General features: G+C 71.8%; 21 protein-coding genes. 14 read left to right on the forward strand and 7 right to left on the reverse strand.

The genetic code is table 11. The annotated features are described in order from the left end of the window. Positions 1-12: 12 nt before the first annotated feature. A complete protein-coding gene (locus tag ACIQOU_RS26100; protein WP_401539544.1) occupies positions 13-831 on the forward strand; it encodes a serine hydrolase domain-containing protein in 819 nt (272 codons plus the stop codon). 4 nt (positions 832-835) lie between these two features. Here the strand turns inward: ACIQOU_RS26100 and ACIQOU_RS26105 are convergent, their stop codons facing one another. Next, a complete protein-coding gene (locus ACIQOU_RS26105; RefSeq protein WP_401539698.1) occupies positions 836-1,495 on the reverse strand; it encodes a pirin family protein in 660 nt (219 codons plus the stop codon). 62 nt (positions 1,496-1,557) lie between these two features. On the opposite strand from ACIQOU_RS26105, the gene ACIQOU_RS26110 reads away from it, so the two are divergent. The 5 genes from ACIQOU_RS26110 (at position 1,558) to ACIQOU_RS26130 (ending at position 6,520) form a co-directional block, all read left to right on the forward strand. After that, positions 1,558-2,763: a PucR family transcriptional regulator gene (locus tag ACIQOU_RS26110; RefSeq protein ID WP_401539546.1), complete on the forward strand. Its 1,206-nt coding sequence runs from the start codon at positions 1,558-1,560 to the stop codon at positions 2,761-2,763. Between the two features lie 89 nt (positions 2,764-2,852). Further along, positions 2,853-3,779, forward strand: a complete 927-nt coding sequence (locus ACIQOU_RS26115; protein ID WP_401539549.1) for an ACP S-malonyltransferase — start codon at positions 2,853-2,855, stop codon at positions 3,777-3,779. After that, entirely contained in the window at positions 3,779-4,810 is a 1,032-nt protein-coding gene (locus tag ACIQOU_RS26120) for a ketoacyl-ACP synthase III (protein ID WP_401539552.1), read from the forward strand. Before ACIQOU_RS26115 ends, ACIQOU_RS26120 begins: the two co-directional genes overlap by 1 nt. Positions 4,811-4,896: 86 nt before the next feature. Next, entirely contained in the window at positions 4,897-5,145 is a 249-nt protein-coding gene (locus ACIQOU_RS26125; RefSeq protein WP_055525601.1) for an acyl carrier protein, read from the forward strand. 103 nt (positions 5,146-5,248) lie between these two features. Then, a complete protein-coding gene (locus ACIQOU_RS26130; RefSeq protein WP_401539554.1) occupies positions 5,249-6,520 on the forward strand; it encodes a beta-ketoacyl-[acyl-carrier-protein] synthase family protein in 1,272 nt (423 codons plus the stop codon). 323 nt (positions 6,521-6,843) lie between these two features. On the opposite strand, the gene ACIQOU_RS26135 is transcribed toward ACIQOU_RS26130, so the two are convergent. Next, positions 6,844-7,338, reverse strand: coding sequence for a DUF3145 domain-containing protein (locus tag ACIQOU_RS26135; RefSeq protein WP_401539557.1), 495 nt, complete (start codon positions 7,336-7,338; stop codon positions 6,844-6,846). Positions 7,339-7,597: 259 nt separating this feature from the next. Between ACIQOU_RS26135 and ACIQOU_RS26140 the strand changes: the two genes are divergently transcribed. Together ACIQOU_RS26140 and ACIQOU_RS26145 are read left to right on the forward strand one after the other, a co-directional pair. Continuing rightward, entirely contained in the window at positions 7,598-8,476 is an 879-nt protein-coding gene (locus ACIQOU_RS26140; protein ID WP_401539559.1) for an SGNH/GDSL hydrolase family protein, read from the forward strand. A 15-nt stretch (positions 8,477-8,491) separates the two neighbouring features. After that, a complete protein-coding gene (locus tag ACIQOU_RS26145) occupies positions 8,492-9,463 on the forward strand; it encodes an aldose epimerase family protein (protein ID WP_401539562.1) in 972 nt (323 codons plus the stop codon). A 97-nt stretch (positions 9,464-9,560) separates the two neighbouring features. Here the strand turns inward: ACIQOU_RS26145 and ACIQOU_RS26150 are convergent, their stop codons facing one another. Beyond that, positions 9,561-12,014: a beta-glucosidase gene (locus tag ACIQOU_RS26150; RefSeq protein WP_401539564.1), complete on the reverse strand. Its 2,454-nt coding sequence runs from the start codon at positions 12,012-12,014 to the stop codon at positions 9,561-9,563. 120 nt (positions 12,015-12,134) lie between these two features. Here ACIQOU_RS26150 and ACIQOU_RS26155 point away from each other — a divergent pair, with 120 nt between their 5' ends. After that, the gene (locus ACIQOU_RS26155; RefSeq protein ID WP_401539567.1) at positions 12,135-12,698 is read left to right on the forward strand and encodes a TetR/AcrR family transcriptional regulator; all 564 of its coding nucleotides are present in this window, start codon (positions 12,135-12,137) and stop codon (positions 12,696-12,698) included. Position 12,699: 1 nt separating this feature from the next. Here ACIQOU_RS26155 and ACIQOU_RS26160 read toward each other — a convergent pair whose 3' ends face one another. Beyond that, positions 12,700-13,065 carry a DUF2568 domain-containing protein gene (locus ACIQOU_RS26160; RefSeq protein ID WP_401539569.1) on the reverse strand — a complete coding sequence of 122 codons (366 nt, stop codon included), beginning with the start codon at positions 13,063-13,065 and terminating at the stop codon, positions 12,700-12,702. 154 nt (positions 13,066-13,219) lie between these two features. Here ACIQOU_RS26160 and ACIQOU_RS26165 point away from each other — a divergent pair, with 154 nt between their 5' ends. After that, positions 13,220-14,461, forward strand: coding sequence for a pyroglutamyl peptidase (locus tag ACIQOU_RS26165; RefSeq protein WP_401539571.1), 1,242 nt, complete (start codon positions 13,220-13,222; stop codon positions 14,459-14,461). A gap of 13 nt (positions 14,462-14,474) precedes the next feature. Here the strand turns inward: ACIQOU_RS26165 and ACIQOU_RS26170 are convergent, their stop codons facing one another. Then, positions 14,475-15,302 (reverse strand): EI24 domain-containing protein, encoded by an 828-nt coding sequence (locus tag ACIQOU_RS26170; RefSeq protein ID WP_401539574.1) that lies wholly within the window; start codon positions 15,300-15,302, stop codon positions 14,475-14,477. A gap of 182 nt (positions 15,303-15,484) precedes the next feature. Here ACIQOU_RS26170 and ACIQOU_RS26175 point away from each other — a divergent pair, with 182 nt between their 5' ends. Further along, positions 15,485-16,639, forward strand: coding sequence for a serine hydrolase domain-containing protein (locus ACIQOU_RS26175; RefSeq protein ID WP_401539577.1), 1,155 nt, complete (start codon positions 15,485-15,487; stop codon positions 16,637-16,639). A 163-nt stretch (positions 16,640-16,802) separates the two neighbouring features. On the opposite strand, the gene ACIQOU_RS26180 is transcribed toward ACIQOU_RS26175, so the two are convergent. Next, positions 16,803-17,801, reverse strand: coding sequence for an NADP-dependent oxidoreductase (locus ACIQOU_RS26180; protein ID WP_401539580.1), 999 nt, complete (start codon positions 17,799-17,801; stop codon positions 16,803-16,805). A gap of 121 nt (positions 17,802-17,922) precedes the next feature. Here ACIQOU_RS26180 and ACIQOU_RS26185 point away from each other — a divergent pair, with 121 nt between their 5' ends. After that, positions 17,923-18,378: a MarR family winged helix-turn-helix transcriptional regulator gene (locus ACIQOU_RS26185; protein WP_401539582.1), complete on the forward strand. Its 456-nt coding sequence runs from the start codon at positions 17,923-17,925 to the stop codon at positions 18,376-18,378. A 504-nt stretch (positions 18,379-18,882) separates the two neighbouring features. Here the strand turns inward: ACIQOU_RS26185 and ACIQOU_RS26190 are convergent. After that, entirely contained in the window at positions 18,883-19,650 is a 768-nt protein-coding gene (locus ACIQOU_RS26190; RefSeq protein ID WP_401539585.1) for a hypothetical protein, read from the reverse strand. 293 nt (positions 19,651-19,943) lie between these two features. Here ACIQOU_RS26190 and ACIQOU_RS26195 point away from each other — a divergent pair, with 293 nt between their 5' ends. Both ACIQOU_RS26195 and ACIQOU_RS26200 read left to right on the forward strand, forming a co-directional pair. Continuing rightward, positions 19,944-21,101 carry a mandelate racemase/muconate lactonizing enzyme family protein gene (locus ACIQOU_RS26195; protein ID WP_401539587.1) on the forward strand — a complete coding sequence of 386 codons (1,158 nt, stop codon included), beginning with the start codon at positions 19,944-19,946 and terminating at the stop codon, positions 21,099-21,101. Between the two features lie 89 nt (positions 21,102-21,190). Continuing rightward, positions 21,191-22,162: a zinc-binding dehydrogenase gene (locus ACIQOU_RS26200; RefSeq protein ID WP_401539590.1), complete on the forward strand. Its 972-nt coding sequence runs from the start codon at positions 21,191-21,193 to the stop codon at positions 22,160-22,162. Positions 22,163-22,441: the final 279 nt, after the last annotated feature.

The raw sequence follows: 22,441 nt of genomic DNA on the forward strand, positions 1-22,441 counted from the left end.
AGGCTCGGCGGTATGTCGTTGAAGAGTCTTGCGCTGGTTGAGGGCTGGCCGGTTCCCCGTGTCGCGGCGGGTGTGGTCCGGGGGGACGGCAGTGTTCTCGGGGTGCATGGGCCGGGTGGGCGGCGGTTCGCGTTGGCCTCGGTCACCAAGCCGCTCGCCGCGTATGCCGCTCTCGTCGCGTACGAGGAGGGGGCGATCGAGCTGGACGAGCCGGCCGGGCCGCCCGGTGCGACCGTGCGCCATCTCCTCGCCCACACCTCGGGCCTGGCCTTCGACGAGCACCGGGTGACCGCCCCGCCCGGCGAACGGCGGCTGTACTCCAACGCCGGTTTCGAGCAGCTCGGCGCGCACATCGCGGCGGCGACGGAGATCCCGTTCGGCGAGTATCTGCGCCAGGCGGTCCTGGAGCCGCTCGGCATGACGGCGACCGTGCTGGACGGCTCGCCCGCGAAGGACGGCGTGTCCACGGTCGAGGACCTGCTGCGATTCGCCGCCGAGGTGCAGGCGCCCCGGCTGCTCGACCCGCGCACCGTCGCCGAGGCGATGACCGTGCAGTACCCGGGCACCAAGGGTGTGCTGCCGGGCTACGGCCACCAGAACCCCAACGACTGGGGCCTCGGCTTCGAGATCCGGGACGCCAAGTCCCCGCACTGGACGGGGAGTTCGTCCTCGCCGCGTACGTTCGGGCACTTCGGCCAGTCCGGAACGTTCCTGTGGATCGACCCCGTCGCCCAGCTCGCCTGCGTCGCGCTCACCGACCGTGCCTTCGGGCCCTGGGCGGTCGAGGCGTGGCCGCCGTTCACCGACGCGATCCTCACCGAGGCGCGCTAGCAGGTCAGTTGGGGCGGCTCAGCTCCCACAGCAGCAGCTCCGCCGGTGTCACCGCGACCGCCTCCAGGCCCTCCGCGTCCGTGATGCGGGCCGCGTCCCCCGGGCCCAACTCGGCCGAGTCGAGGCGGAGTTCGCCGCGCACGACATGGGCGTACACGTACGGCGCGTCGGGCACCGCGGTCCGCTCCCCCGGGGCCAGCCGGCGGACGTGGAGGATCGCGCCGGCCTCCGGGACGGCGTACGGGGTGGCGTCCGCGATGCCGTGGACGATCTCGTAGGCGGGATCGCCGCCCGGGGCGACGGGAGCCAGCCACATCTGCACGAAGACGAGGGGCTCGGGACCGTCGTTGCGCTCGGTGTGGCGGACCCCCGAGGCGGCGCTGAGGCGCTGGACGTCGCCGGGGCGGACCGTCGCCTCGTGCCCCGAGGAGTCCCGGTGGGTCAGCTCCCCCGCCACCACCCACGTCACGATCTCGGTGTGGCTGTGCGGATGCTCGTCGAACCCGGCGCCGGGTTCGAGCCGCTCCTCGTTGCAGGCCAGCAGGGCGCCGAAGCGGAGGTTGTCGGGGTCGTAGTGCGGGCCGAAGGAGAAGGCGTGCCGCGACCGGACGCCCGCCGACCCGTCCCCGCCCGGATAGCGCTCACCTGCGCGTCGTACGTCCATCACGCACCCCACGGTAGACCCGGCGGCGCACGGCCCCGTCCGGATAGGGCAGTCTTGTCCACGTGCCCGAACCCGTATCCCGTGATCCCGATGACGTCAGGCCCGCCCCCCACCCGCACCCCGCGACCCTGAAGCGGCTGGAGAGGTCCTCCGGGAGTCTCGCGGCGCAGGCGATCACGCGGATGGACGAGACGCTGCCCTGGTACCGGGCGATGCCGCCGGAGAACCGGTCCTGGATCGGGCTGGTCGCGCAGGCGGGCATCGCCGCGTTCACCGAGTGGTTCCGCCGCCCCGACGCCCCGCAGGCCATCTCCACCGACGTCTTCGGGACCGCCCCGCGCGAACTGACCCGGGCCATCACGCTGCGCCAGACCGTCGAGATGGTGCGCACCACCATCGAGGTGATGGAGAGCGCCATCGACGAGGTGGCCGCCCCCGGCGACGAGAACGTGCTGCGCGAGGCGCTGCTCGTCTACGCCCGGGAGATCGCCTTCGCCACCGCCCAGGTGTACGCCCAGGCCGCCGAGGCACGCGGTGCCTGGGATGCCCGGCTGGAGTCCCTGGTCGTCAACGCCGTCCTCAGCGGGGAGGCCGACGAGGGCGCCGTGAGCCGGGCCGCCGCCCTCGGCTGGCACGCGCCCGAGCATGTCTGCGTGCTGCTGGGCACCGCCCCCGAGGGGGACGCCGAGCTGACCGTGGAGGCCATCCGCCGGGCCGCCCGGCACGCCAAGCTCCAGGTCCTCACCGGCGTTCTCGGCGACCGTCTGGTGGTCATCGCCGGGGGCAGCGACAACCCCCTCGCCGTCGCGAAGTCGCTGATCGGCCCGTACGCCGCCGGTGCGGTGGTCGCCGGGCCCGTCGTTCCCGACCTGCTCGCGGCGACCCGGTCCGCGCAGGCCGCCGCCGCCGGGCTCAAGGCGTGTTTCGCCTGGCAGGACGCCCCGCGCCCGGTGCTGGCGGACGATCTGCTGCCGGAGCGCGCGATCGCCGGTGACCCCAGCGCGCGCGAGCAGCTGGTGGAGGAGATCTACAGACCACTGGAGGAGGCCGGTTCCGCGCTCCTGGAGACCCTCGCCGTCTATCTGGAACAGGCGAGCAGTCTGGAGGGCGCGGCCCGGATGCTGTTCGTCCATCCCAACACCGTGCGCTACCGGCTCCGACGGGTGACGGACGTCACCGGCTGGTCGCCGTCGGATGTACGGTCGGCGTTCACGCTGCGGATCGCGCTGATCCTGGGGCGTCTGGCCGATGGGGATCTCTCGACCTAGGGTTTTGTCGGAGGTCCACAAAACCCCCTCGCGTTCTTCGTCCCTGTCCCCACGGGCGGCCGTGCCCGTACCCAAGAGAGAGTGTGAGAGTGCTCGTACTCGTCGCTCCCGGCCAAGGCGCTCAGGCGCCCGGCTTCCTGACCCCCTGGCTCGACCTCCCCGGTGTCGAGGCCCGTCTGCGTACCTGGTCCGACGCCATCGGCCTCGACCTGGTGCACTACGGCACGCTCGCCGACGCCGACGAGATCCGGGACACCGCCGTCGCCCAGCCGCTGCTGGTGGCCGCCGGTCTCGTGTCCGCCGCGGCACTGGGTGACGTCGTCCCGGGCGCGGTCGCGGGCCACAGCGTCGGCGAGATCACCGCCGCCGCCTACGCCGGTGTCCTCGACGACACCGCCGCGCTGACCCTCGTCCGCAAGCGGGGCCTGGCCATGGCCGACGCCGCCGCGGCCACCGCGACCGGCATGTCCGCGCTGCTCGGCGGCGACCCCGAGGTCACCGTCCCGCACCTGGAGAAGCTGGGCCTGACCCCGGCCAACGTGAACGGCGCGGGCCAGATCGTCGCCGCCGGCACGCTGGAGCAGCTCGCCGCGCTGGAGGCCGACAAGCCCGAGGGCGTGCGCCGGGTCGTCGCGCTGAAGGTGGCCGGTGCCTTCCACACCGTCCACATGGCGCCGGCCGTCGCCGCGCTGGAGCAGGCCGCGAAGGAACTGACGCCCGCCGACCCGTCGTTCACCTATGTGTCGAACCGGGACGGGCAGACCGTCGCGACCGGCGCCGAGGTGCTGGAGCGGCTGGTCGGGCAGGTCGCCAACCCGGTCCGCTGGGACCTGTGCATGGAGACCTTCAAGCAGCTCGGGGTGAGCGCGCTGATCGAGGTGTGCCCCGGCGGCACCCTCACCGGGCTCGCCAAGCGCGCGCTGCCCGGTGTCCCCACGCTGGCGCTGAAGACCCCGGCCGACCTCGAAGCGGCTCGCGCGCTCATCGCCGAGCACGGCGGCGGGCGGGAGCTCTGATGGCGAAGATCAAGCCCAGCAAGGGCGCCCCGTACGCGCGCATCCTCGGGGTCGGCGGCTACCGGCCCCTGCGGGTCGTGCCGAACGACGTCATCCTGGAGACCATCGACTCGTCCGACGAGTGGATTCGCTCCCGCTCCGGCATCGAGTCCCGGCACTGGGCCTCCGACGAGGAGACCGTGGCCGCGATGTCGATCGAGGCGTCCGGCAAGGCGATCGCCGACGCCGGGATCTCCGCCGAGCAGATCGGTGGCGTGATCGTCGCGACGGTCTCGCACTTCAAGCAGACGCCGGCCGTGGCGACGGAGATCGCCGACAAGCTGGGCACGGCCAAGGCCGCCGCGTTCGACATCTCGGCGGGCTGCGCGGGCTTCGGCTACGGCCTGACCCTCGCCAAGAGCCTGGTCGTCGAGGGCTCGGCGGAGTACGTCCTGGTCATCGGCGTGGAACGGCTGTCCGACCTGACCGATCTGACGGACCGGGCCACCGCCTTCCTGTTCGGTGACGGCGCGGGCGCGGTCGTGGTGGGCCCCTCCGACGAGCCGCACATCGGCCCGACGGTGTGGGGTTCGGAGGGCGACAAGTCCGACACCATCAAGCAGACCGTGCCGTGGACCGACTTCCGGGTCGGCGATGTGTCGCGGTTGCCGCTCGACAGCAAGGGCGACATCAAGTTCCCTGCGATCACGCAGGAGGGCCAGGCGGTGTTCCGCTGGGCCGTGTTCGAGATGGCGAAGGTCGCCAAGGAGGCGCTGGACGCCGCCGGACTTTCGCCGGACGATCTGGACGTCTTCATTCCGCACCAGGCCAACGAGCGGATCATCGACTCGATGGTGAAGACGCTGAAGCTGCCGGAGCACGTCACGGTCGCGCGTGACGTACGCACCACCGGCAACACCTCGGCCGCCTCGATCCCGCTCGCGATGGAGCGGCTTCTGGCGACCGGCGAGGCCAAGAGCGGCGATACCGCGCTCGTCATCGGCTTCGGGGCGGGTCTCGTGTACGCCGCGACGGTCGTTACCCTCCCCTAGGCACTCCGTGCCGGATGATCGTGTCGTCCGGTGCGGAACGTACCACCTGCCACACCCTCTGGAATCACTAAGAAGGAGCGCCTGACATGGCCGCCACCCAGGAAGAGATCGTCGCCGGTCTCGCCGACATCGTGAACGAGATCGCCGGCATCCCGGTCGAGGACGTCCAGCTGGACAAGTCCTTCACCGACGACCTGGACGTCGACTCGCTGTCCATGGTCGAGGTCGTCGTCGCCGCCGAGGAGCGCTTCGACGTCAAGATCCCCGACGAGGACGTCAAGAACCTCAAGACGGTCGGCGACGCGACCGAGTACATCCTCAAGAACCAGGCCTGAGCCACCTCTTAGGCCCTGCAAGGCCCCGCCACCCGGCGGTGGCGCCGTTCCCCGTGGAAACGCGGGGATGGTCCTCCTCGTAACCGTTGGAGAAAGATTTCCCGTGAGCCCGACCAATCGCACCGTGGTCGTCACCGGTATCGGCGCAACCACACCGCTGGGTGGCGACGCAGCCTCTACTTGGGAGGGTTTGATCGCCGGTCGTTCCGGAGTCAAGCCCCTGGAGCAGGAATGGGCCGCCGAACAGGCGGTCCGCATCGCGGCGCCGGTCGCCGTGGAACCGTCCGAGGTCATCCCCCGGCCGCAGGCCAGGCGCCTGGACCGGTCGGCGCAGTTCGCGCTGATCGCGGCCAAGGAGGCCTGGGCCGACGCCGGGTTCACCGGCCGTGCCGATGAGGGGACGGAGGTCGACCCGGACCGGCTCGGCGCCGTTGTCGCCTCCGGCATCGGTGGTGTGACGACCCTCCTCGACCAGTACGACGTGCTCAAGGAGAAGGGCGTCCGCCGCGTCTCCCCGCACACCGTCCCCATGCTCATGCCGAACGGCCCCGCCGCCAACGTGGGGCTGCTCGTGGGCGCCCGCGCCGGCGTCCACACGCCGGTCTCCGCGTGCGCCTCGGGTGCCGAGGCGATCGGCTACGGCATCGAGATGATCCGCACCGGCCGTGCCGATGTCGTCATCGCGGGCGGTACGGAGGCGGCCATCCATCCGCTGCCGATCGCCGCGTTCGGCAACATGATGGCGATGTCCAAGAACAACGACGACCCGCAGGGTGCCTCGCGGCCCTACGACACCGGCCGGGACGGGTTCGTCCTCGGTGAGGGGTCCGGGGTGGTCGTGCTGGAGTCCGCCGAGCACGCGGCGAAGCGTGGGGCGCGGGTGTATGCCGAGGCCGTCGGGCAGGGGATCTCCGCCGACGCGCACGACATGGTGCAGCCCGAGCCCGGGGGGCTGGGGATCTCGCACGCCCTCCAGAACCTGATGGAGCGGACGGATCTCGACGCGGCGGAGATCGTGCATGTGAACGCGCACGCCACGTCGACTCCGGCGGGTGACATCGCCGAGCTGAAGGCTCTGCGCAAGGTCTTCGGTGACGATGCCGATCACATGGCCGTCTCGGCCACCAAGTCCATGACCGGGCATCTGCTCGGTGGCGCGGGTGGGGTCGAGACGGTCGCGACCGTGCTGGCGCTCTACCACCGGGTGGCGCCGCCGACGATCAACGTCGAGAACCTCGACCCCGAGGCGGAGGCTGCGGCCGATGTCGTTCGGGGTGAGGCGCGGAAGTTGCCCGTGGACGGGCGGATCGCCGCGTTGAACGACTCGTTCGGGTTCGGTGGGCACAACGTGGTGTTGGCGTTCCGTACGGTGTGAGCCGCGGGGCGTTGTCGTCTTGAACGGTGATGGGTCCGTCTCCTTGCGTGGAGGCGGGCCGATCGCCGTTTGGGGCGGGGTGCAGCGGGTGCGTTGTCGGGTGCGGCGCCGTCGTGGCTGGTCGCGCAGTTCCCCGCGCCCCTTAAGGGCGTGACCTGAGCGCCGCTCGAACGGGACCCAGCACTTTCCCGGTCGTGGGCGGGTGCGTTGTCGGGTGCGGCGCCGTCGTGGCTGGTCGCGTCCGCGCGGCGGAGCCGCATATCGATACAGCCCCGCGCCCCTAAAGAAGCTGGGCTGGGCCCCCTCTTGAGCAGGGCCCGGGGTTAGACCACCTGGTGGAGCCAGCGGACTGGGGCTCCTTCTCCTGCGTGGCGGAAGGGTTCCAGTTCGTCGTCCCAGGGCTTGCCGAGGAGTTTGGCGATGTCCGCTTCGAGGTCGGTCTCGTCGCGCTGGGAGCGCAGCAGGGCCGCTCGGAGGCGGTCCTCGGGGATGAGGATGTCGCCGTGGATGCCCGTGACGGCGTGGAAGATGCCGAGGTCGGGGGTGCAGCTGTAGCGCTCGCCCTCGGCGGTGGCGCAGGGCTCGGCGGTGACCTCGAAGCGCAGCAGGTGCCAGCCGCGCAGCGCGGAGGCGAGTTTGGACGCCGTGCCGACCTCGCCGCGCCAGGAGAACTCCGAGCGCCAGGTGCCGGGCGCGGCGGGCTGGCGAATCCAGTCGAGGCTGACGCGCGTGCCGAGGACGCCGGCGACGGCCCATTCGACGTGCGGGCACAACGCGCGCGGCGCGGAGTGCACGTACAGAACTCCACGTGTCGTCACCGGGACCTCCGGGCTGTGCGGGACATCTTGCGATCTGGCGGGCCTGCCGCGGCCGGGCGGCCACGTTGAGGGCGAGGCTACCGTGCGGCGGCGCAAGGAGTGTGACGTACCGTCGGTCCCGCTGCCGCCGAACCTTCGCCATTCACCCGGCAGGACGCTTGTACGGTGGCGGGCGTTGCGTGGTCCGGCGTCCGGGAACCCCCGCGCGTTGTGATGGGGGGAATGGGTTGTGCACGTCGACCGAGGGGATCACCAGCCGATGCGGAAGCGTGGCCTGCGTTCACGGACCGTTCTCGTCGCCGTCGCGGCCGCCGTGCTGGGCGCCGGGGGGTGTGACGCGGGCAGTGGCGCGGGCGCGTCCGCGCGGGGGGCCGAGCCGTCGCCGACGCCCGCGTGGGACGTGAGCCCGGGGTCGGTGGCGGCGGTCGGGGACTCGATCACGCGGGGGTTCGACGCGTGCACGGTGCTGTCGGACTGTCCCGAGGTGTCGTGGGCGACGGGCAGCAGTCCCGAGGTGGACAGTCTCGCGGTGCGGCTGCTGGGCCGGGCGGGCGCGGCCAAGCGCAGCTGGAACTACGCGGTGACCGGGGCGCGGATGGCGGATCTGCCGGGGCAGATGGACGCGGTGGTGGGCCAACGGCCCCGGCTGGTGACGGTGATGATCGGGGCGAACGACGCCTGCCGTTCCTCGACGTCCGCCATGACGCCCGTGGCCGACTTCCGTGCCGACTTCGAGGATGCCCTCGCCCTGCTGCGCGAGGCGTTGCCGAAGACGCAGGTGTATGTGGCGAGCGTGCCGGATCTGAAGCGGCTGTGGTCCCAGGGCCGCACCAATCCGCTCGGCAAGGAGGTGTGGAAGCTGGGCATCTGCCCGTCCATGCTGGGCGACGCGGACGCGGTGGACGCGGCGGCGGTGCGGCGCCGGGAGACCGTGGAGCAGCGGGTCGAGGAGTACAACGAGGTGCTGGCCGAGGTCTGCGCCAAGGACCGGCGGTGCCGCAGCGACGGGGGCGCGGTGCACGCCTACCGGTTCGGCACCGGGTCGCTCAGTCACTGGGACTGGTTCCACCCGAGTGTGAGCGGGCAGGCGCGGCTGGCCGAGATCGCGTACCGGACGGTCACGTCCGAACAGCCGTGACTTACAGTTCCGCTCATGAGTGAACTTTTCGGCACACTTTCCGACGGCACTCCGGTCCACCGCTGGACCCTGGAGCGGGCCGGCGTGCGGGTCGGGGTCCTGTCGTACGGCGGCATCGTGCAGTCGCTGGAGGTGCCGGACCGGCACGGGGTGGCCGGGAACGTGGTGCTGGGGTTCGCTGATCTGGACGGCTATCTGCGGCACCCGGAGCCGTATCTGGGCGCGTTGGTGGGCCGGTACGCCAACCGGATCGCGGGCGGCCGGTTCCCGCTGGACGGGGAGGTCTACGCGCTGGAGCCGAACAACGGGCCGAACTCCCTGCACGGCGGCGTGCGCGGCTTCGACAAGCGGGTGTGGGAGGTGACGCCGGTCGCGCACGGGCTGCGGCTGTCCCGGGTCAGTCCGCACGGCGAGGAGGGCTTCCCCGGCCGTCTGGAGGTCACCGCGACGTACACGCTGGACGCGTCGGGGGCGCTGCGGCTCGGGTACGAGGCGGTGACGGACGCGCCGACCGTGGTGAACCTGACCAACCACAGCTACTTCGACCTGGGCGGGTCGGGCGACGCGGGCGGGCACACGCTGCGGCTCGCCGCCTCGCGGTACACGCCGGTGGACACGGACCTGATCCCGACCGGGGAGCTGGCCGAGGTGAGCGGCACGCGTTTCGACTTCCGTGCGGCGCGCACGGTGGGCGCCGGGTACGACCACAACGTCGTGCTGGACGGCGGGGTGACCCACGAGGCCCGTGCGGTGGCCGAGTTGTACGACCCGGCGTCGGGGCGGCTGCTGACGGTGTCGACCACCGAGCCGGGCCTTCAGGTGTACACCGCGGATCATCTGACCGACCCGTTCGCGCCCGGCGCCGGGATCGCGCTGGAGACGCAGCACTTCCCCGACTCCCCCAACCGGCCGGAGTTCCCCGGCACGGTGCTGCGGCCGGGCGAGGTGTACCGGTCGGAGACGGTGTACGGGTTCACGACGCGCTGAACGGCCGTGCGGTGCGCGGGAGTTGAACGAGTGAGCCCCGGCCCGGGGGTCAGGTCCCGGGCCGGAGCCGGTCTTTCGGGGAGGCGTGGCTCCCGGGTCAGACGCTAATCGTCGCGGTGATCCTGCGGTCGGCGATCGAGCGGCCGACCTGGATCTCGTACGAACCCTTCACACACGCCCATCGGTTGTCCGTCTCGTCCCAGATCTCGAAGGCCCGGTGCGGGAGTTCGACGACGGCCTCGACGGTTTCCCCGGGTGCCGCCTCGACGGCCGCGAACCCGGCGAGCCAGCGGGCCGGGCGGTCTCCGGCCGGGGTGTCGGGCTCGGCGGGGGCCAGATAGACCTGGACGACCTCGCGGCCCGCGCGGGCGCCGGAGTTGCGGACGCGGACGCGGACGGTGGTGGTGTCGGCGTCGACGGCCTCGTAGGTCCACTCGGTGTAGCCGAGGCCGTGGCCGAACGGGTAGGAGGGGGTGCGGCCCTGCCGCTCCCAGGCCCGGTAGCCGATGAACACGCCTTCGGTGTAGGGGAGTTCGCCGTTCTCGGGGGTGACCCGGGTGACCGGGGCGTCGGTCAACGAGCCCCAGGTGGTGGGGAGTCGGCCGCCGGGCTCGTGGGCGCCGGTGAGGACGTCGGCGAGGGCGTCGCCCGCCTCCTGGCCCGGGAACCAGCTGAGCAGCACGGCGGCGACCTCCTCGCGCCACGGAAGTTCCACGGGGGAACCGGAGTTGACGACGACCACGGTGTTCGGGTTGGCGGCGGCGACCGCGCGGACCAGGTCGTCCTGGCGGCCGGGGAGGGCGAGGTCGGTGCGGTCGAAGCCCTCGGACTCGACGCGTTCGGTGGTGGCGACCACGACCACGGCGGTGTCGGCGGCGCGGGCCGCTTCGACGGCCTCGGCGATCAACTCGTCGGCGTCGCGCTGGGGTTCCTGGTGGGCCAGGGCGAAGGCGATGACCTGCATCGGGATGCCCGCGGGCAGTGCGACGACGAAGGTGAGGGAGACGTCGACCGGTCGGCCCGCGACGAGTTCGGGGTGGGCGCGGGGCACCGGGGCGCCGAAGAAGGCCTCGAAGGGGTCGGCGTCGTCGGCGGGGCGCTGGACGTCGTCGAAGCGGGTGATGCCGTCGACGGTGAGGGTGAAGGCTCCGGCGCCCTTGATGCCGAAGGTGTGCGGGCCGCTGCCGCGCGGGGTGAAGCTGCCGGTCAACTCGACGGTGTGCAGGGCCTCGTGGGTGACACCGGCGGGCAGGTCCGAGCCCATCCACTGGATCTGCCCGCTGGCCAGCGGCGTGGTGCCGATGGTCTCCCCGGCCGCGTTCCTGCACACGGCGCGCAGGGCGAACTCCTTGCCGGTGACGGCGAGTTCGGTGGCCGGGTCGGCGCCGACGGCGTAGCTGAGGGTGCCGTCGGGGAGGGCCGCGGTGAGGCCGTCGAGCGGGGAGACGACGTGGTCGGGGAAGACGGTGGCGGAGCCGCCGCCGAGGACCCGGGCGTCGCGGGCGGCGGCGCCGAGGAGGGCGACCGTGCCGGGCTTCAGGGGCAGGGCGGCGCGTTCGTTGCGGACCAGGACGAAGGAGCGGCGGGCGATCTCGCGGGCCAGGGCCGGGCCGTCGACGGGGGCGGGCAGGTCGGTGACGGCGGGTTCGGCGCCGTCCAGGATGCCGACGCGGGCGGCGAGCCGCAGGACGTTGCGGACGGCGTCGTCGACGACGGACTCGTCGATCTCGCCGTCGCGGACGGCCTGGGCGAGCGGGGCGCCGAACACGGTGTCGGGGCCCGGCATGGCGGCGTCCAGGCCGCCTTCGACGGCGTTCTTGGTGTGGCGGGCGGCCGTCCAGTCGGAGACGTTGCAGCCGTCGAAGCCCCATTCGCCGCGCAGCACTTCGTTCACCAGGTAGCGGTGTTCGGTCATGGTCGTGCCGTTGACGGAGTTGTAGGCGGTCATGACGCCCCAGGGGTGGGCGTTCTCGACGATGTGCTCGAAGGGCGCCAAGTACAGCTCGCGCAGGGCGCGTGGCGAGACGAGGTTGTTCACGGTGAAGCGGTCGGTCTCGGCGTCGTTGGCGACGAAGTGCTTGACGGTGGTGCCGACGCCGCCGGACTGGACGCCGTTCACATAGCCGGAGCCGATCACCCCGGTGAGGTGGGGGTCCTCGCTGTAGGCCTCGAAGTGGCGGCCGCCGAGCGGGGAGCGGTGCAGGTTGACGGTGGGGGCGAGCAGCACGTGGACGCCCTTGCGGCGGGCCTCCTGGGCGAGCAGGACACCGGCCCGGCGGGCGAGTTCCGGGTCCCAGGCGGCGGCGAGGGCGGTCGGGGAGGGCAGCGCGATCGACGGGTCGTCGGCGCTCCAGTGCACGCCGCGTACGCCGATCGGGCCGTCGGACATGACGAGGGAGCGCAGGCCGATCTCGGGCAGCGCGGGCAGGGTCCAGGTGTCCTGGCCGGAGAGCAGCCGGGCCTTGGCGTCCAGGTCCAGCGTGCCGAGTGCCGCCTCCACGACGGCCTCACGTACCCGGTCTTCGAAGCGGTGTCCAGGGGTTCCCGCCATCAGGCGCCTCCTCGTCGAGTCCGATGCAGTGACCCCATCCTGCCCGGGTCACCTGTAGAGCGGTAGGTTTCGTGATGTCCCCGTGACGCTTTCCGGACGATGGTCTCGTAGGGTGACGCCATGAACGGCAGGGTCAGGAGCGAGGCGCGGCGCGCGGAGATCGTGCGGGCGGCGCTGGAGGTGATCGCCGAGCGCGGTTACCGGGGGGCGAGCATGGCGTCGGTCGCGGAGCGGGTCGGGCTGACCCAGCAGGGGTTGCTGCACCATTTCCCCACCAAGGAGGCCCTGTTGGTGGCGGTCCTGGAGGAACGGGACCAGTGGGACGCGGTGCCGGACAGCGCGTGGCGGGCCGATCTGCTGGCCGCGCTGGTCGAGTACAACGCGATGCGGCCGGCGATCGTCCAGACCTTCGCCGCGCTGCTCGGCGAGAGCGTCACGGAGGGGCATCCGGCGCGCGGCTACTTCACGGAGCGCTACGACCGGGTCCGGGCGAGCATGACGGCGGTCCTGCGCACCGAGTACGGCGACCGTCTGCCGGGCGGCCTGACGCCGGAACGGGCGGCCCCGCTGCTGGTCGCGGTGATGGACGGCCTCCAGTACCAGTGGCTCCTGAACCCGGACACGGTGGACATGCCGGGCGCGTTCCGCGACTTCCTGCGGCTGCTGGGCGAGGAGCCCGCGTAACTCACCGGCCGAGGCGGGTGGCGGTCGCCTTGGTCACTCCGGCGAGCGCGGCGAGCAGGACCGCGCCGCCGGTGTCCCCGACACCGGCCAGCGCGAGGACCCCGGCCCCGAACCAGGCGATCTCGAAAGCGGTCCGACTGCCGCCCCGGAGGCGGTACTTGGCGCGCCGTGCGCCGAACAGCACCCACAGGCCGATGAGCAGCGCGGGCGCGGCGGCCGCGAGCAGCCGGGCGAACGGCGTCGGCACGTCCCGCGCGAACCCCCAACGGGCCGCCCCCGCAAGGCAGCCGACCTCGGCGAGCAGCAACAGGCCCCCGTTCAGGGCCTTCACGGACTTGGTCGGCTTGGCCGTTCGCACCGTCTCCACACCGGAAGTATCACCGTACGTGTGAGCAGGGGCAGTTGAGGGGCGTCCGGTGCGCGTGTGCCGTGGCGTGGAGTGGGGTGGGTGGGTGGGTGATACTGCGGCCGTTCCGTGTCGCGCGGATGCTTCCCCCACGGTGACGGAAGGGTCAATTGTCTTGAGGACTCTGGGTGTTCGGATCGGTGTGCTGGGGCTGGTGATGGCGGCGGGGCTCGGTGGGTCGGTGGGTTCCGCCGGTGCCGTCGGTGCCCCCTCCCCCACGGTCGAGGAGCGGCGGCTCGATCAGGGGGTGCCCCGGGAGATCCTGGCGCGGTCCGGGTTCGACGACGTCGCGCCGCGCTTCGCACGGGAGTTGGCGGACGCGCGCTCGTTCGGCGCGGCGCGGCGGGCCGCCGTTCGGGAGGGGGCGGCGTTGTGGCGGCGGGCGGTGGACCGGGCGCAGGGGCGCGGGTCCGCCGGTGGGGATCTGAGCCGGGACGACGACCGGCCGTTGTACTGGGCGCGGCTCGGGATGACGCGCCAGGCGCGCACCTGGGAGCCCCGGTTCGGGCTCGGGACGGGTCAACGGGCGGCGCTCATCGCGTCGTTGGAGCGGGCCTCGCGGGGGCAGGGCGATGTGCGGCTGCCCGGTGGCACGGGGATGCGGCGGGTGCTGGTCACCGGGTTCGACCCGTTCACGTTGGACCGGGACATCCGGATCTCGAATCCGTCGGGGGCGAGCGCGCTCGCGTTGGACGGCACGGTGATCCGGACGCCCGAGGGGCCCGCGCGGGTGGAGACGGTGGTGTTCCCGGTGCGCTGGCGGGACTTCACGGACCAGACCGTGGAGCGGGCGCTGCGGCCGTATCTGCGGAGGGTGGACCTGTTCACGACCGTGAGTCAGGGGCGGGTCGGGCGGTTCGACGTGGAGCGGACCAACGGGGCCTGGCGGGGCGGTTTCGGCGACAACGACAACGTCGGCGTGACCGGGACCGTGCCGGTCACCGACCCGGGCTCGCAGCCGCAGTGGACGACCACAACGCTGCCGTACCGGGCGATCGTGGCCGCCGACACGGGACGTTTCCCGGTGTACGACAACACCTCGGTGACCGAGATCCCGGCGGGCGGCACCGAGCCGGTGGTGCGGGCGGACGGGCCGACGCCGGGGTCGGCCGCGCGGGCCGGGGGCGGCGGCGACTATCTGTCCAACGAGATCGCCTACCGGGCCACGCTGTTGCGGGACCGGCTCGGCCTTCACGACACGCTGCCGGGCGGGCATGTGCACACGCCGGTGCTGGAGTTCGGGGCGGGCAACACGGACCCGGCGACGGGGGCGGTGACCGACCCGGAGTTCGTGAGGAACCGGGTCGACATCATCGGGCAGGTGCGGGCGATCCTCGCGGTGGCGCTGCGCAACTGACGTCGGCGTGACGTCAGTTGGGCCGGGCGGCGCTCGTCTCGTGCGGGCCGGCGTTCTCGTCGTCGTCGCCCTCGGGGTCGTTCGCGCCGTCTCCGGCGGGTTCGCCCAGCAGGTCGCGGGCCATGAGGGTGGCGCCCGCGACCGCGCCGGGCATCAGGAACACGGCGACGAACGGCACCAGGAAGGCGAGGCCGAGCGGGGTGCCGAAGCCCCAGACCAGGGTCTTGCGGGAGCGCAGCAGGGTGAGGCGGGCGCGCAGGTCGACGCCCCGGCGCTGGAGGGCGACGGCGGTGAGTTCCTCGGTGAGGAAGAACCCGGTGACGAAGAACCCGAGCACCGGAACGACGGTCTGCCCGACGAACGGGACGAAGCCGAGGGCGAAGAGCAGCACCGCCCAGATCAGGGCGCGGACCAGGATGCGCAGGCTGTCGCGGGCCGAGATCCACAGGTCGCGCCAGAGCGGCAGTTCCGACTCGGGGGCGGTGCCGTCCGGGGAGACGTCCCGGTCGACCTTCTCGGAGAGGCTCTCGTAGAAGGGTTGGCCGATCAGGAGGGTGACGGCGGTGAAGGTGAGGACGGCGAGCAGGAGGCAGAGCGCGAACAGGACGGCGGTCAGGAAGCCGCGGAAGAGACCGAGCCAGGGGCTCGACCAGTCGTCGGCGAACGGCGTGGCCCACGCGACGAAGTCCGCACCCCAGGTCGCGAGTGCGATCAGCGCGGCGAGGTACAGCACGAGGGTGATCAGTCCGGGCAGCAGTCCGAACCCGTACTGCTTGCCGTGCCGGGCCACCCACCGCTGGCCCTTCAGGAGATAACCGAATCCCGCCCCTAGATCGCGCATGGGAAGACCCTAGGGGAGACCGGCGGGCCGGGTCACACCGGGCCGCGGGTGGGTCCGTTGAGTGGAACGGGTCCGTCCCGCCGTACCGATCGCAGGAGGCCCCCGGTGGGGAGTTCTCTCAGGTCGGGCGGGCGTTGTTCGCCGCGGCTCACGAGGAGCGGCGGCTTGGGTGAGGAGAGCGGATGACACGGGAGATCCACGGCACCGTCGCCGACGGCTTCGAGGCGGTGCGCGAGGAGTTCGCCGCCTTCGTGGCGGGTGAACGCGCCGACTACGAAGGGCAGTTGTGTGCCTACGTGAACGGTCGCAGGGTCGTCGACCTGTGGGCGGGCGACGGCACCGAGGCGACGTCGCTGTACGCGGCCTACTCGGCGACCAAGGGCGCCGCGCATCTGGTGGTCGCGCTGCTGGTGCAGGACGGCACGCTGGAGCTGGACCGCAAAGTCACCTACTACTGGCCGGAGTTCGCCGCCGAGAGCAAGGCCGGGGTGACGTTGCGGGAGCTGCTCGCGCACCGGGCGGGACTGATCGGCACGGACACCGGGTTCAGCCCTGCGGAACTGCTCGACGACCGCCTGATCGCCGAACGCCTCGCGGATCAGCGGCCGTTCTGGCGTCCGGGCGCCACCTTCGGGTATCACGCGACGACCATCGGGGCGCTCTCCGGCGAGGTGGTCAGGCGCGCGACCGGCCGCACCCTTCAGGAGGTGTACGAGGAACGCGTGCGCGCGCCCTACGCGTTGGACTTCCACATGGGGCTCCCGGCCGTCCACGACCCCCGGTTCCGCAGCACGCTGCCGATGGCGCCGACGCCCGAACAGCGCTCGCTGCTCGGGGAGTTGCCGAGCGGCACGCACTCCGTCTCCGGCATCGCCTTCAACCGGCACGCGGCCGTGCCGACCGATCTGGAGAGCCTGCCCAACGACCGGCTGCTGCGGGCGAAGGGTCCGGCGTCGGTGGGCGGGGTGGCCTCGGCGCGCGGGCTCGCGGGGCTGTACGCGGCGGCGATCAGCGAGGTGGGTGAGCGGGCGCCGTTGCTGAAGCCGGACACGGTGGCGGAGGTCGGGCAGTTCCACTCCGTGGGGTACGACGTGGTGGCGCGGGCGCACCGGGCGTTCGGTCTCGGGTTCCAGCTGCCGGCGGACACGCTGTACCCGTTCCTGGGCGCGGGCACGTTCGGGCACTCCGGGGTGGCCGGGTGCCAGGCCTTCGCCGATCCGCGCGCGGGTCTCGCCTACGGCTACACCCGGCGCCGTTTCGCCTTCCCGGGCGGCGCGGCCCCCGAGAACGAGCGGCTGGTACTGGCGGTGCACCGGGCGGCGTCGGAACGGGGCTGAGGGCTGGGGCTGGGGCTGGGGGGGCTTCCCCTAGGGGGAGCGAGTTCCGTAGGGGGGCGACTTCCGGGGGAGGGCGGTTCCCCTAGGGAGAGCGGAAAGGGGGCGGTCGGGCCGCCCCCTCCCCTGCGTGCGGAGATCCGCTGCGATCAGGGCGTGCCGACCGTCAGAGCTTGACGATCATCTTGCCGGTGTTCTCGCCGCGCAGGACCCCGAGGAACGCCTCCAGGTTGTGTTCGATGCCCTCGACGACCGTCTCGCGGTACTTGAGCTGCCCGGACGCCACCCACGGGCCGACCTCGGAGACGAACTGCGGTTGCAGGTCGTAGTGGTCGCCGACGAGGAAGCCCTCGATGCGGCCACGGGTCTGGATCAGACGGGTGAGGTTGCGCGGGCCGGGGGCGGGCTCGGTGTTGTTGTAGACCGAGATCATGCCGCAGACGGCGATCCGGCCGCCCTGGTTGAGGCTGCTGATCGCGGCCTCCAGGTGGTCGCCGCCGACGTTGTCGAAGTAGACGTCGACGCCGTCCGGGGCGGCCTCGCGCAGCTGCGTGCTGACCTTGCCGGTCTTGTAGTTGAAGGCGGCGTCGAAGCCGTACTCCTCAAGCAGCAGCTTGACCTTCTCGTCGGAACCGGCCGAGCCGATCACCCGGGAAGCGCCCTTGAGCTTGGCGATCTGGCCGACCTGGCTGCCGACGGCACCGGCGGCGCCGGAGACGAAGACGCTGTCGCCCTCCTTGAACGCGGCAGTGCGCAGCAGGCCCGCGTACGCGGTGAGGCCGGTCATGCCGAGGACCCCGAGGTACGTCGACAACGGCGCGGCGTCCGGGTCGACCTTCACGGCGTGCTCGGCGCCGACGGCCGCGTACTCGCGCCAGCCCAGGAAGTGCAGGACGTGGTCGCCGACGGCGAAGCCCTCCGCGTTCGACTCGATCACCTCGCCGACCGCGCCGCCCTGCATGACCTTGTCCAGCTCGAACGGGGGCAGGTAGGACTTGGCCGAACTCATCCGGCCGCGCATGTAGGGGTCGACGGAGAGGTACTTGTTCCGCACCAGCACCTGGCCCTCGCGGGGCGTCGGGACCTCGGCCTCGACCAGGGCGAAGTCCTCGGGCTTCGGCCAGCCGACGGGACGGCTGAGGAGGTGCCATTCGCGGTTGATCATGAGACTCGCCCTTCCAGAACTGCGCCGGTCTTGTGGGGGTTCCGCAGATTTACTTCAGTACCTGAAACAACCATGCCTCTGAATATTTCATGTTGTCAAATAAGAGGGTAGGCTGAAAGGCATGTCCACTGAACACACGACTCGCCGCCCCGACGCCCTGACCATGGAGGTCGTCGAACTGATCGGGGATGTCGTGGCCCGGTTCTACGAGGACTACGAGGACGCGGCGGGTGAACACGCGTTGACCGGGGCGCAGGCTCGGCTGCTCAGTCTGCTGTCGCTGGAGCCGTTGCCGATGCGGAAGCTGGCGCTGAAGTTGAAGTGTGAGCCGTCCAATGTGACCGGGATCGTGGATCGGCTGGAGGCTCGGGGGCTCGTGGAGCGGCGGCTTGATCCTGCGGATCGGCGGGTGAAGCTGGCTGCCGCTACGGAGGACGGGCGGCGGGTGGCTCGCGAGCTGCGGGAAGGGTTGCGGTTTGCTCGGGCGCCGTTGGCCGGGTTGTCTGTGGAGGAGCGGCTTTCTTTGCGGGATTTGCTGCGGCGCATGCTTGACGCTTCGCTGGAGGGGCGGGCGTAGGGGGTGGGGGGTCAGGTCGTGGGGTGAGTGCGGCGCCGTCGTGGCTGGTCGCGCCGTTCCCCGCGCCCCTTATCGGCGTTGCCGGGCCGTGGGCTTCCTGCTCGGGCCTCTTGATGGACTTCGAGTGCTGCGCCGTTGTGGCTTGTCGCGCCCGCGCGGCGGAGCCGCAAATCGATGCAGCCCCGCGCCCCTTTAGCCGCGTTGCCGGGCCGTGGGCTTCCCGCTCGGGACGCTTGGTGGACTTCGAGTGCGGCGCCATCGTGGCTGGTCGCGCCGTTCCCCGCGCCCCTTTGGCGGCGTTGCTCGGCCGTGGATTACCCGCTCGGGCGTGCCCTGTGCCCAACGCTTCGCGGCAGGTGCTGCGCCGTCGTGGCTGGTCGCGCCCGCGCGGCGGAGCCGCAAATCGATGCAGCCCCGCGCCCCTTTAGCGGCGTTGCCGGGCCGTGGGCTTCTGGCTCGGGACGCTTGGTGGACTTCGGGTGCGGCGCCGTTGTGGCATCCCGGTTAGGTGCACCACCAGAGGAACTGGTTGCAGGTTTCTGTGGGGGTGGGGGTTGGGGTGGTGGGTGTTGTGGTGGAGGTGGGGGTGGGGGTTGTGGCGGGGGTGGTGTCTTCCTCTGTGGGGGTGGTGGATTCTGAGGTCGTGTCCGACGTGGTCGGGGCTGTGGGGGTGTCGGATTCCTTCCCTTCCTTCTCCTTCTCCTTCTCCTTGGCGGAAGCCGACGCGGAGGGGGACTCCGAGGAGGTCGGGGAGGTCGAGGGCGACGTCGCGTTCGGGTCGTCGTTCGACGGGGTTGCCGTGGTGGAGGCCTCGGTCGAGATGCTGTCGGCCTGCTGGTCGCCCGCCGTTGCCGGTCTCGGGGTGGAGAAGGGGGCGTCGACTCCCAGTTCCGCGAGGCTCAGGCCCGCGGCTGCCAGGACGAAGCCCGTGGTGATGAGCAGGACGCGGCGACGGCGTCTGCGATGCACGGCGGCTTTGCGATCGCGGCGGGTCGCGTCACCGTCGGGCGGGCTCGCGAGGTGGCCGTCGGCCACACCGCCGCGCTTCCGGCCGCGTCGCCGTGACTGCGCCCGGCGTTCGGCCCGGCCGATGGGCTCGCCGACCGCCTCGTAGCCGCCGGCGCCTTCATAACCGTCGTCGTCGCCGTCGTTCTCGTACGCGCGCGTGCCGGTGTGCTCCGGCGACGCGGGGAGTCCGTGGGCGGGTGCGCCGCAGCCCGGGCAGGTGAGGGCGCCGTTGAGGTGCCGTCGGCACGGGTGGCAGTAGTCCATGACGCGGGAAGACTAGGTTCCGCACGGGGCACGTTCCGGGGCAAGCCTGTGAAGGTTGTGTGGGAAGCTCTGGCGAACCTCGGGGCAATTACGGCAAGTCACGCTTTTCCGTTGAGAACACCCTCGAAAACGTCACCGAAATCAACACCGAAAGCGTTGTCGAAACCGTTATGTGTTCGACCCATTGACACTCCCGCCGCCCCATCCTTAGTGTCACGCCAGCATTTCGAACGTGTGACGAAATTTCGAACACATCCAGAACCGGGCCGTCGAAGCAGCAAGGGGCAACTGCCGTGCGCATCACCGGAATCAGCACACACGTGGTCGGGACGCCGTGGCGCAACCTGACCTACGTCCAGGTGCACACCGACGAGGGGATCACCGGAGTCGGCGAGACCCGGATGCTGGGCCACACCGACGCGCTGATCGGCTACCTGCGAGAGGCCGAGGCCAACCACATTCTGGGCTCCGACCCGTTCGCCGTGGAAGACCTCGTGCGCCGGATGAAGTACGGCGACTACGGGCGGGCCGGCGAGATCGTGATGTCCGGCATCGCGGTCATCGAGATGGCCTGCTGGGACATCAAGGGCAAGGCCCTCGGGGTGCCCGTCTGGCAGCTGCTCGGCGGCAAGGTGACGGACAAGGTCAAGGCGTACGCCAACGGCTGGTACACGACGGAACGGACGCCCGAGGCCTACCACAAGGCCGCCCAGGGGGTCGTCGAGCGCGGCTACAAGGCCCTGAAGATCGACCCGTTCGGCACCGGGCACTTCGAACTCGACCATGAGCAGACCCTCTACGCCGTCTCCCTGATCGAGGCCGTGCGGGACGCCATCGGGCCCGACGCGGAACTGATGCTGGAGATGCACGGCCGGTTCTCGCCGTCGACGGCGGTCCGGCTCGCGCGTGAACTCGCGCCGTTCAAGCCCGCGTGGCTGGAGGAGCCGGTCCCGCCGGAGAACCTCAAGGCGCTGGAGAAGGTCGCCGCGAAGGTCGACATCCCGGTCGCCACCGGCGAACGCATCCACGACCGCGTCGAGTTCCGCGAGCTGTTCGAGAGCCAGGCCGTGGACATCATCCAGCCCGACGTCGGCCACATCGGCGGCATCTGGGAGACGCGGAAGCTCGCCGCGACCGCCGAGGCGCACTACGTACTGGTCGCCCCGCACAACGTGGGTGGCCCGGTGCTGACCGCCGCCTCGCTCCAAGTCGGCTTCTCCTCCCCGAACTTCAAGATCCTGGAACACTTCAACGACTTCGCCGACGCGGAGATCAAGAAGGTCGTCAAGGGAGCGCCGGAGGTCGTGGACGGCTACTTCCACCTCTCCGACGCGCCCGGGCTCGGCGTCGAGCTGGACACCGACGCGGCGGCCGAATTCCCGCAGCAGCAGGCCCGGTTCGACCTCTGGGCCGAGGGCTGGGAGCAGCGCAAGCCGAAGGGCGGCAAGTGAGTTCCGGGGCGCCGACGGGGTTTTCCGGCTCCGACGGCACAACTCCGGGCAACGGTGGTGCAGTTGCCGTCGTCGTCGAGAAGCCGGGCGTGCATCGGCTGGCCCCGCACGAGCCTCGGCAGCCCGACGCCGGTGAGGCGCTGGTGCGCGTCCACGCGGTCGGCATCTGCGGCAGCGACCGCGAGGTCTACCAGGGCAACAGGCCCGAGGGGTACGTCCGTTACCCGCTCACGCCGGGCCACGAGTGGTCCGGGACCGTGCAGGCGGTCGGCGTGGGAGTGCCCTCGGCTCTGGTCGGCCGCAAGGTCGTCGGCGAGGGGTTCCGCAACTGCCAGGTGTGCGACCGGTGTCACGCGGGCGAGACGACGCTGTGCACCGCCGGGTACGAGGAGACCGGGTTCACCCAGCCGGGTGCGATGGCGCCGACGCTCACCCTGCCGGCCCGGCTGCTGCACGCCCTGCCGGACGGGGCCGATCTGACGGCGGCGGCCCTGCTGGAGCCGGCCGCGTGTATCGCGGCGGCGGCGATCAAGGCCGCCGCCCGGCCCGGTGAGCGGGTCGCGGTGGTCGGCACCGGCACGCTCGGGATGTTCGCGGTGCAGTTCCTGAAGGCGGCGTCCCCGGCCGCGCTGCTCGTCGTCGGCACCCGGCCCGACCGGGCGAAGCTGTCGAAGACGTTCGGCGCGACCGAATTCCGCACCCGGGACGAGGAGTTGCCGGACGACATCGACGTCGTCATCGAGACCGCCGGGTCCGCGTCGGCCGCCCGCACCGCCGCCGCACTGCTCCGGCGCGGCGGACGGCTGGTCCTGACCGGCATCCCGGCACCGGGCGCCGACGGGCTCGACCCGACGGACCTGGTGGTGCGGCAACTGGAGGTGCACACCGTCTTCGGGGCGGCGCCGGACGCCTGGGCCCACACGGTGCGGGTCTTCGGGGCCGGGCTGCTCGACCCGCTGCCGCTGGTCACCCACGAGCTGCCGCTCGACGAGTTCCCGTGTGCCATCGAGTTGGTCGGGTCCGGTGACCCGAAGGTCGGCAAGGTGCTGCTGCGCCCCTAGGCCGACCCTCATCCGTACGCCGGTACGGGGACGCCCTGACGACCCCCGCACCGGCGTACCACCACCATCGCCGGGGGCGCGAGGGGGGGGCCGGGGGCCCGGGGCCCGGGAGTTCGGGGCCCGGGAGTTCGGTGGGGGTGACGCCGTTGGGGGGGCAGGACCCGTAAGGGACCAACCCGTAGGGGGCAGGACCCGTAAGGGACCAACCCGTAGGGGGCAGGACCCGTAAGGGACCAACCCGTAGGGGGCAGGACCCGTAAGGGACCAACCCGTAGGGCG

The organism is Streptomyces sp. NPDC091279, from assembly GCF_044757465.1.
In the GTDB taxonomy this organism is placed as follows: Bacteria; Actinomycetota; Actinomycetes; order Streptomycetales; family Streptomycetaceae; genus Streptomyces.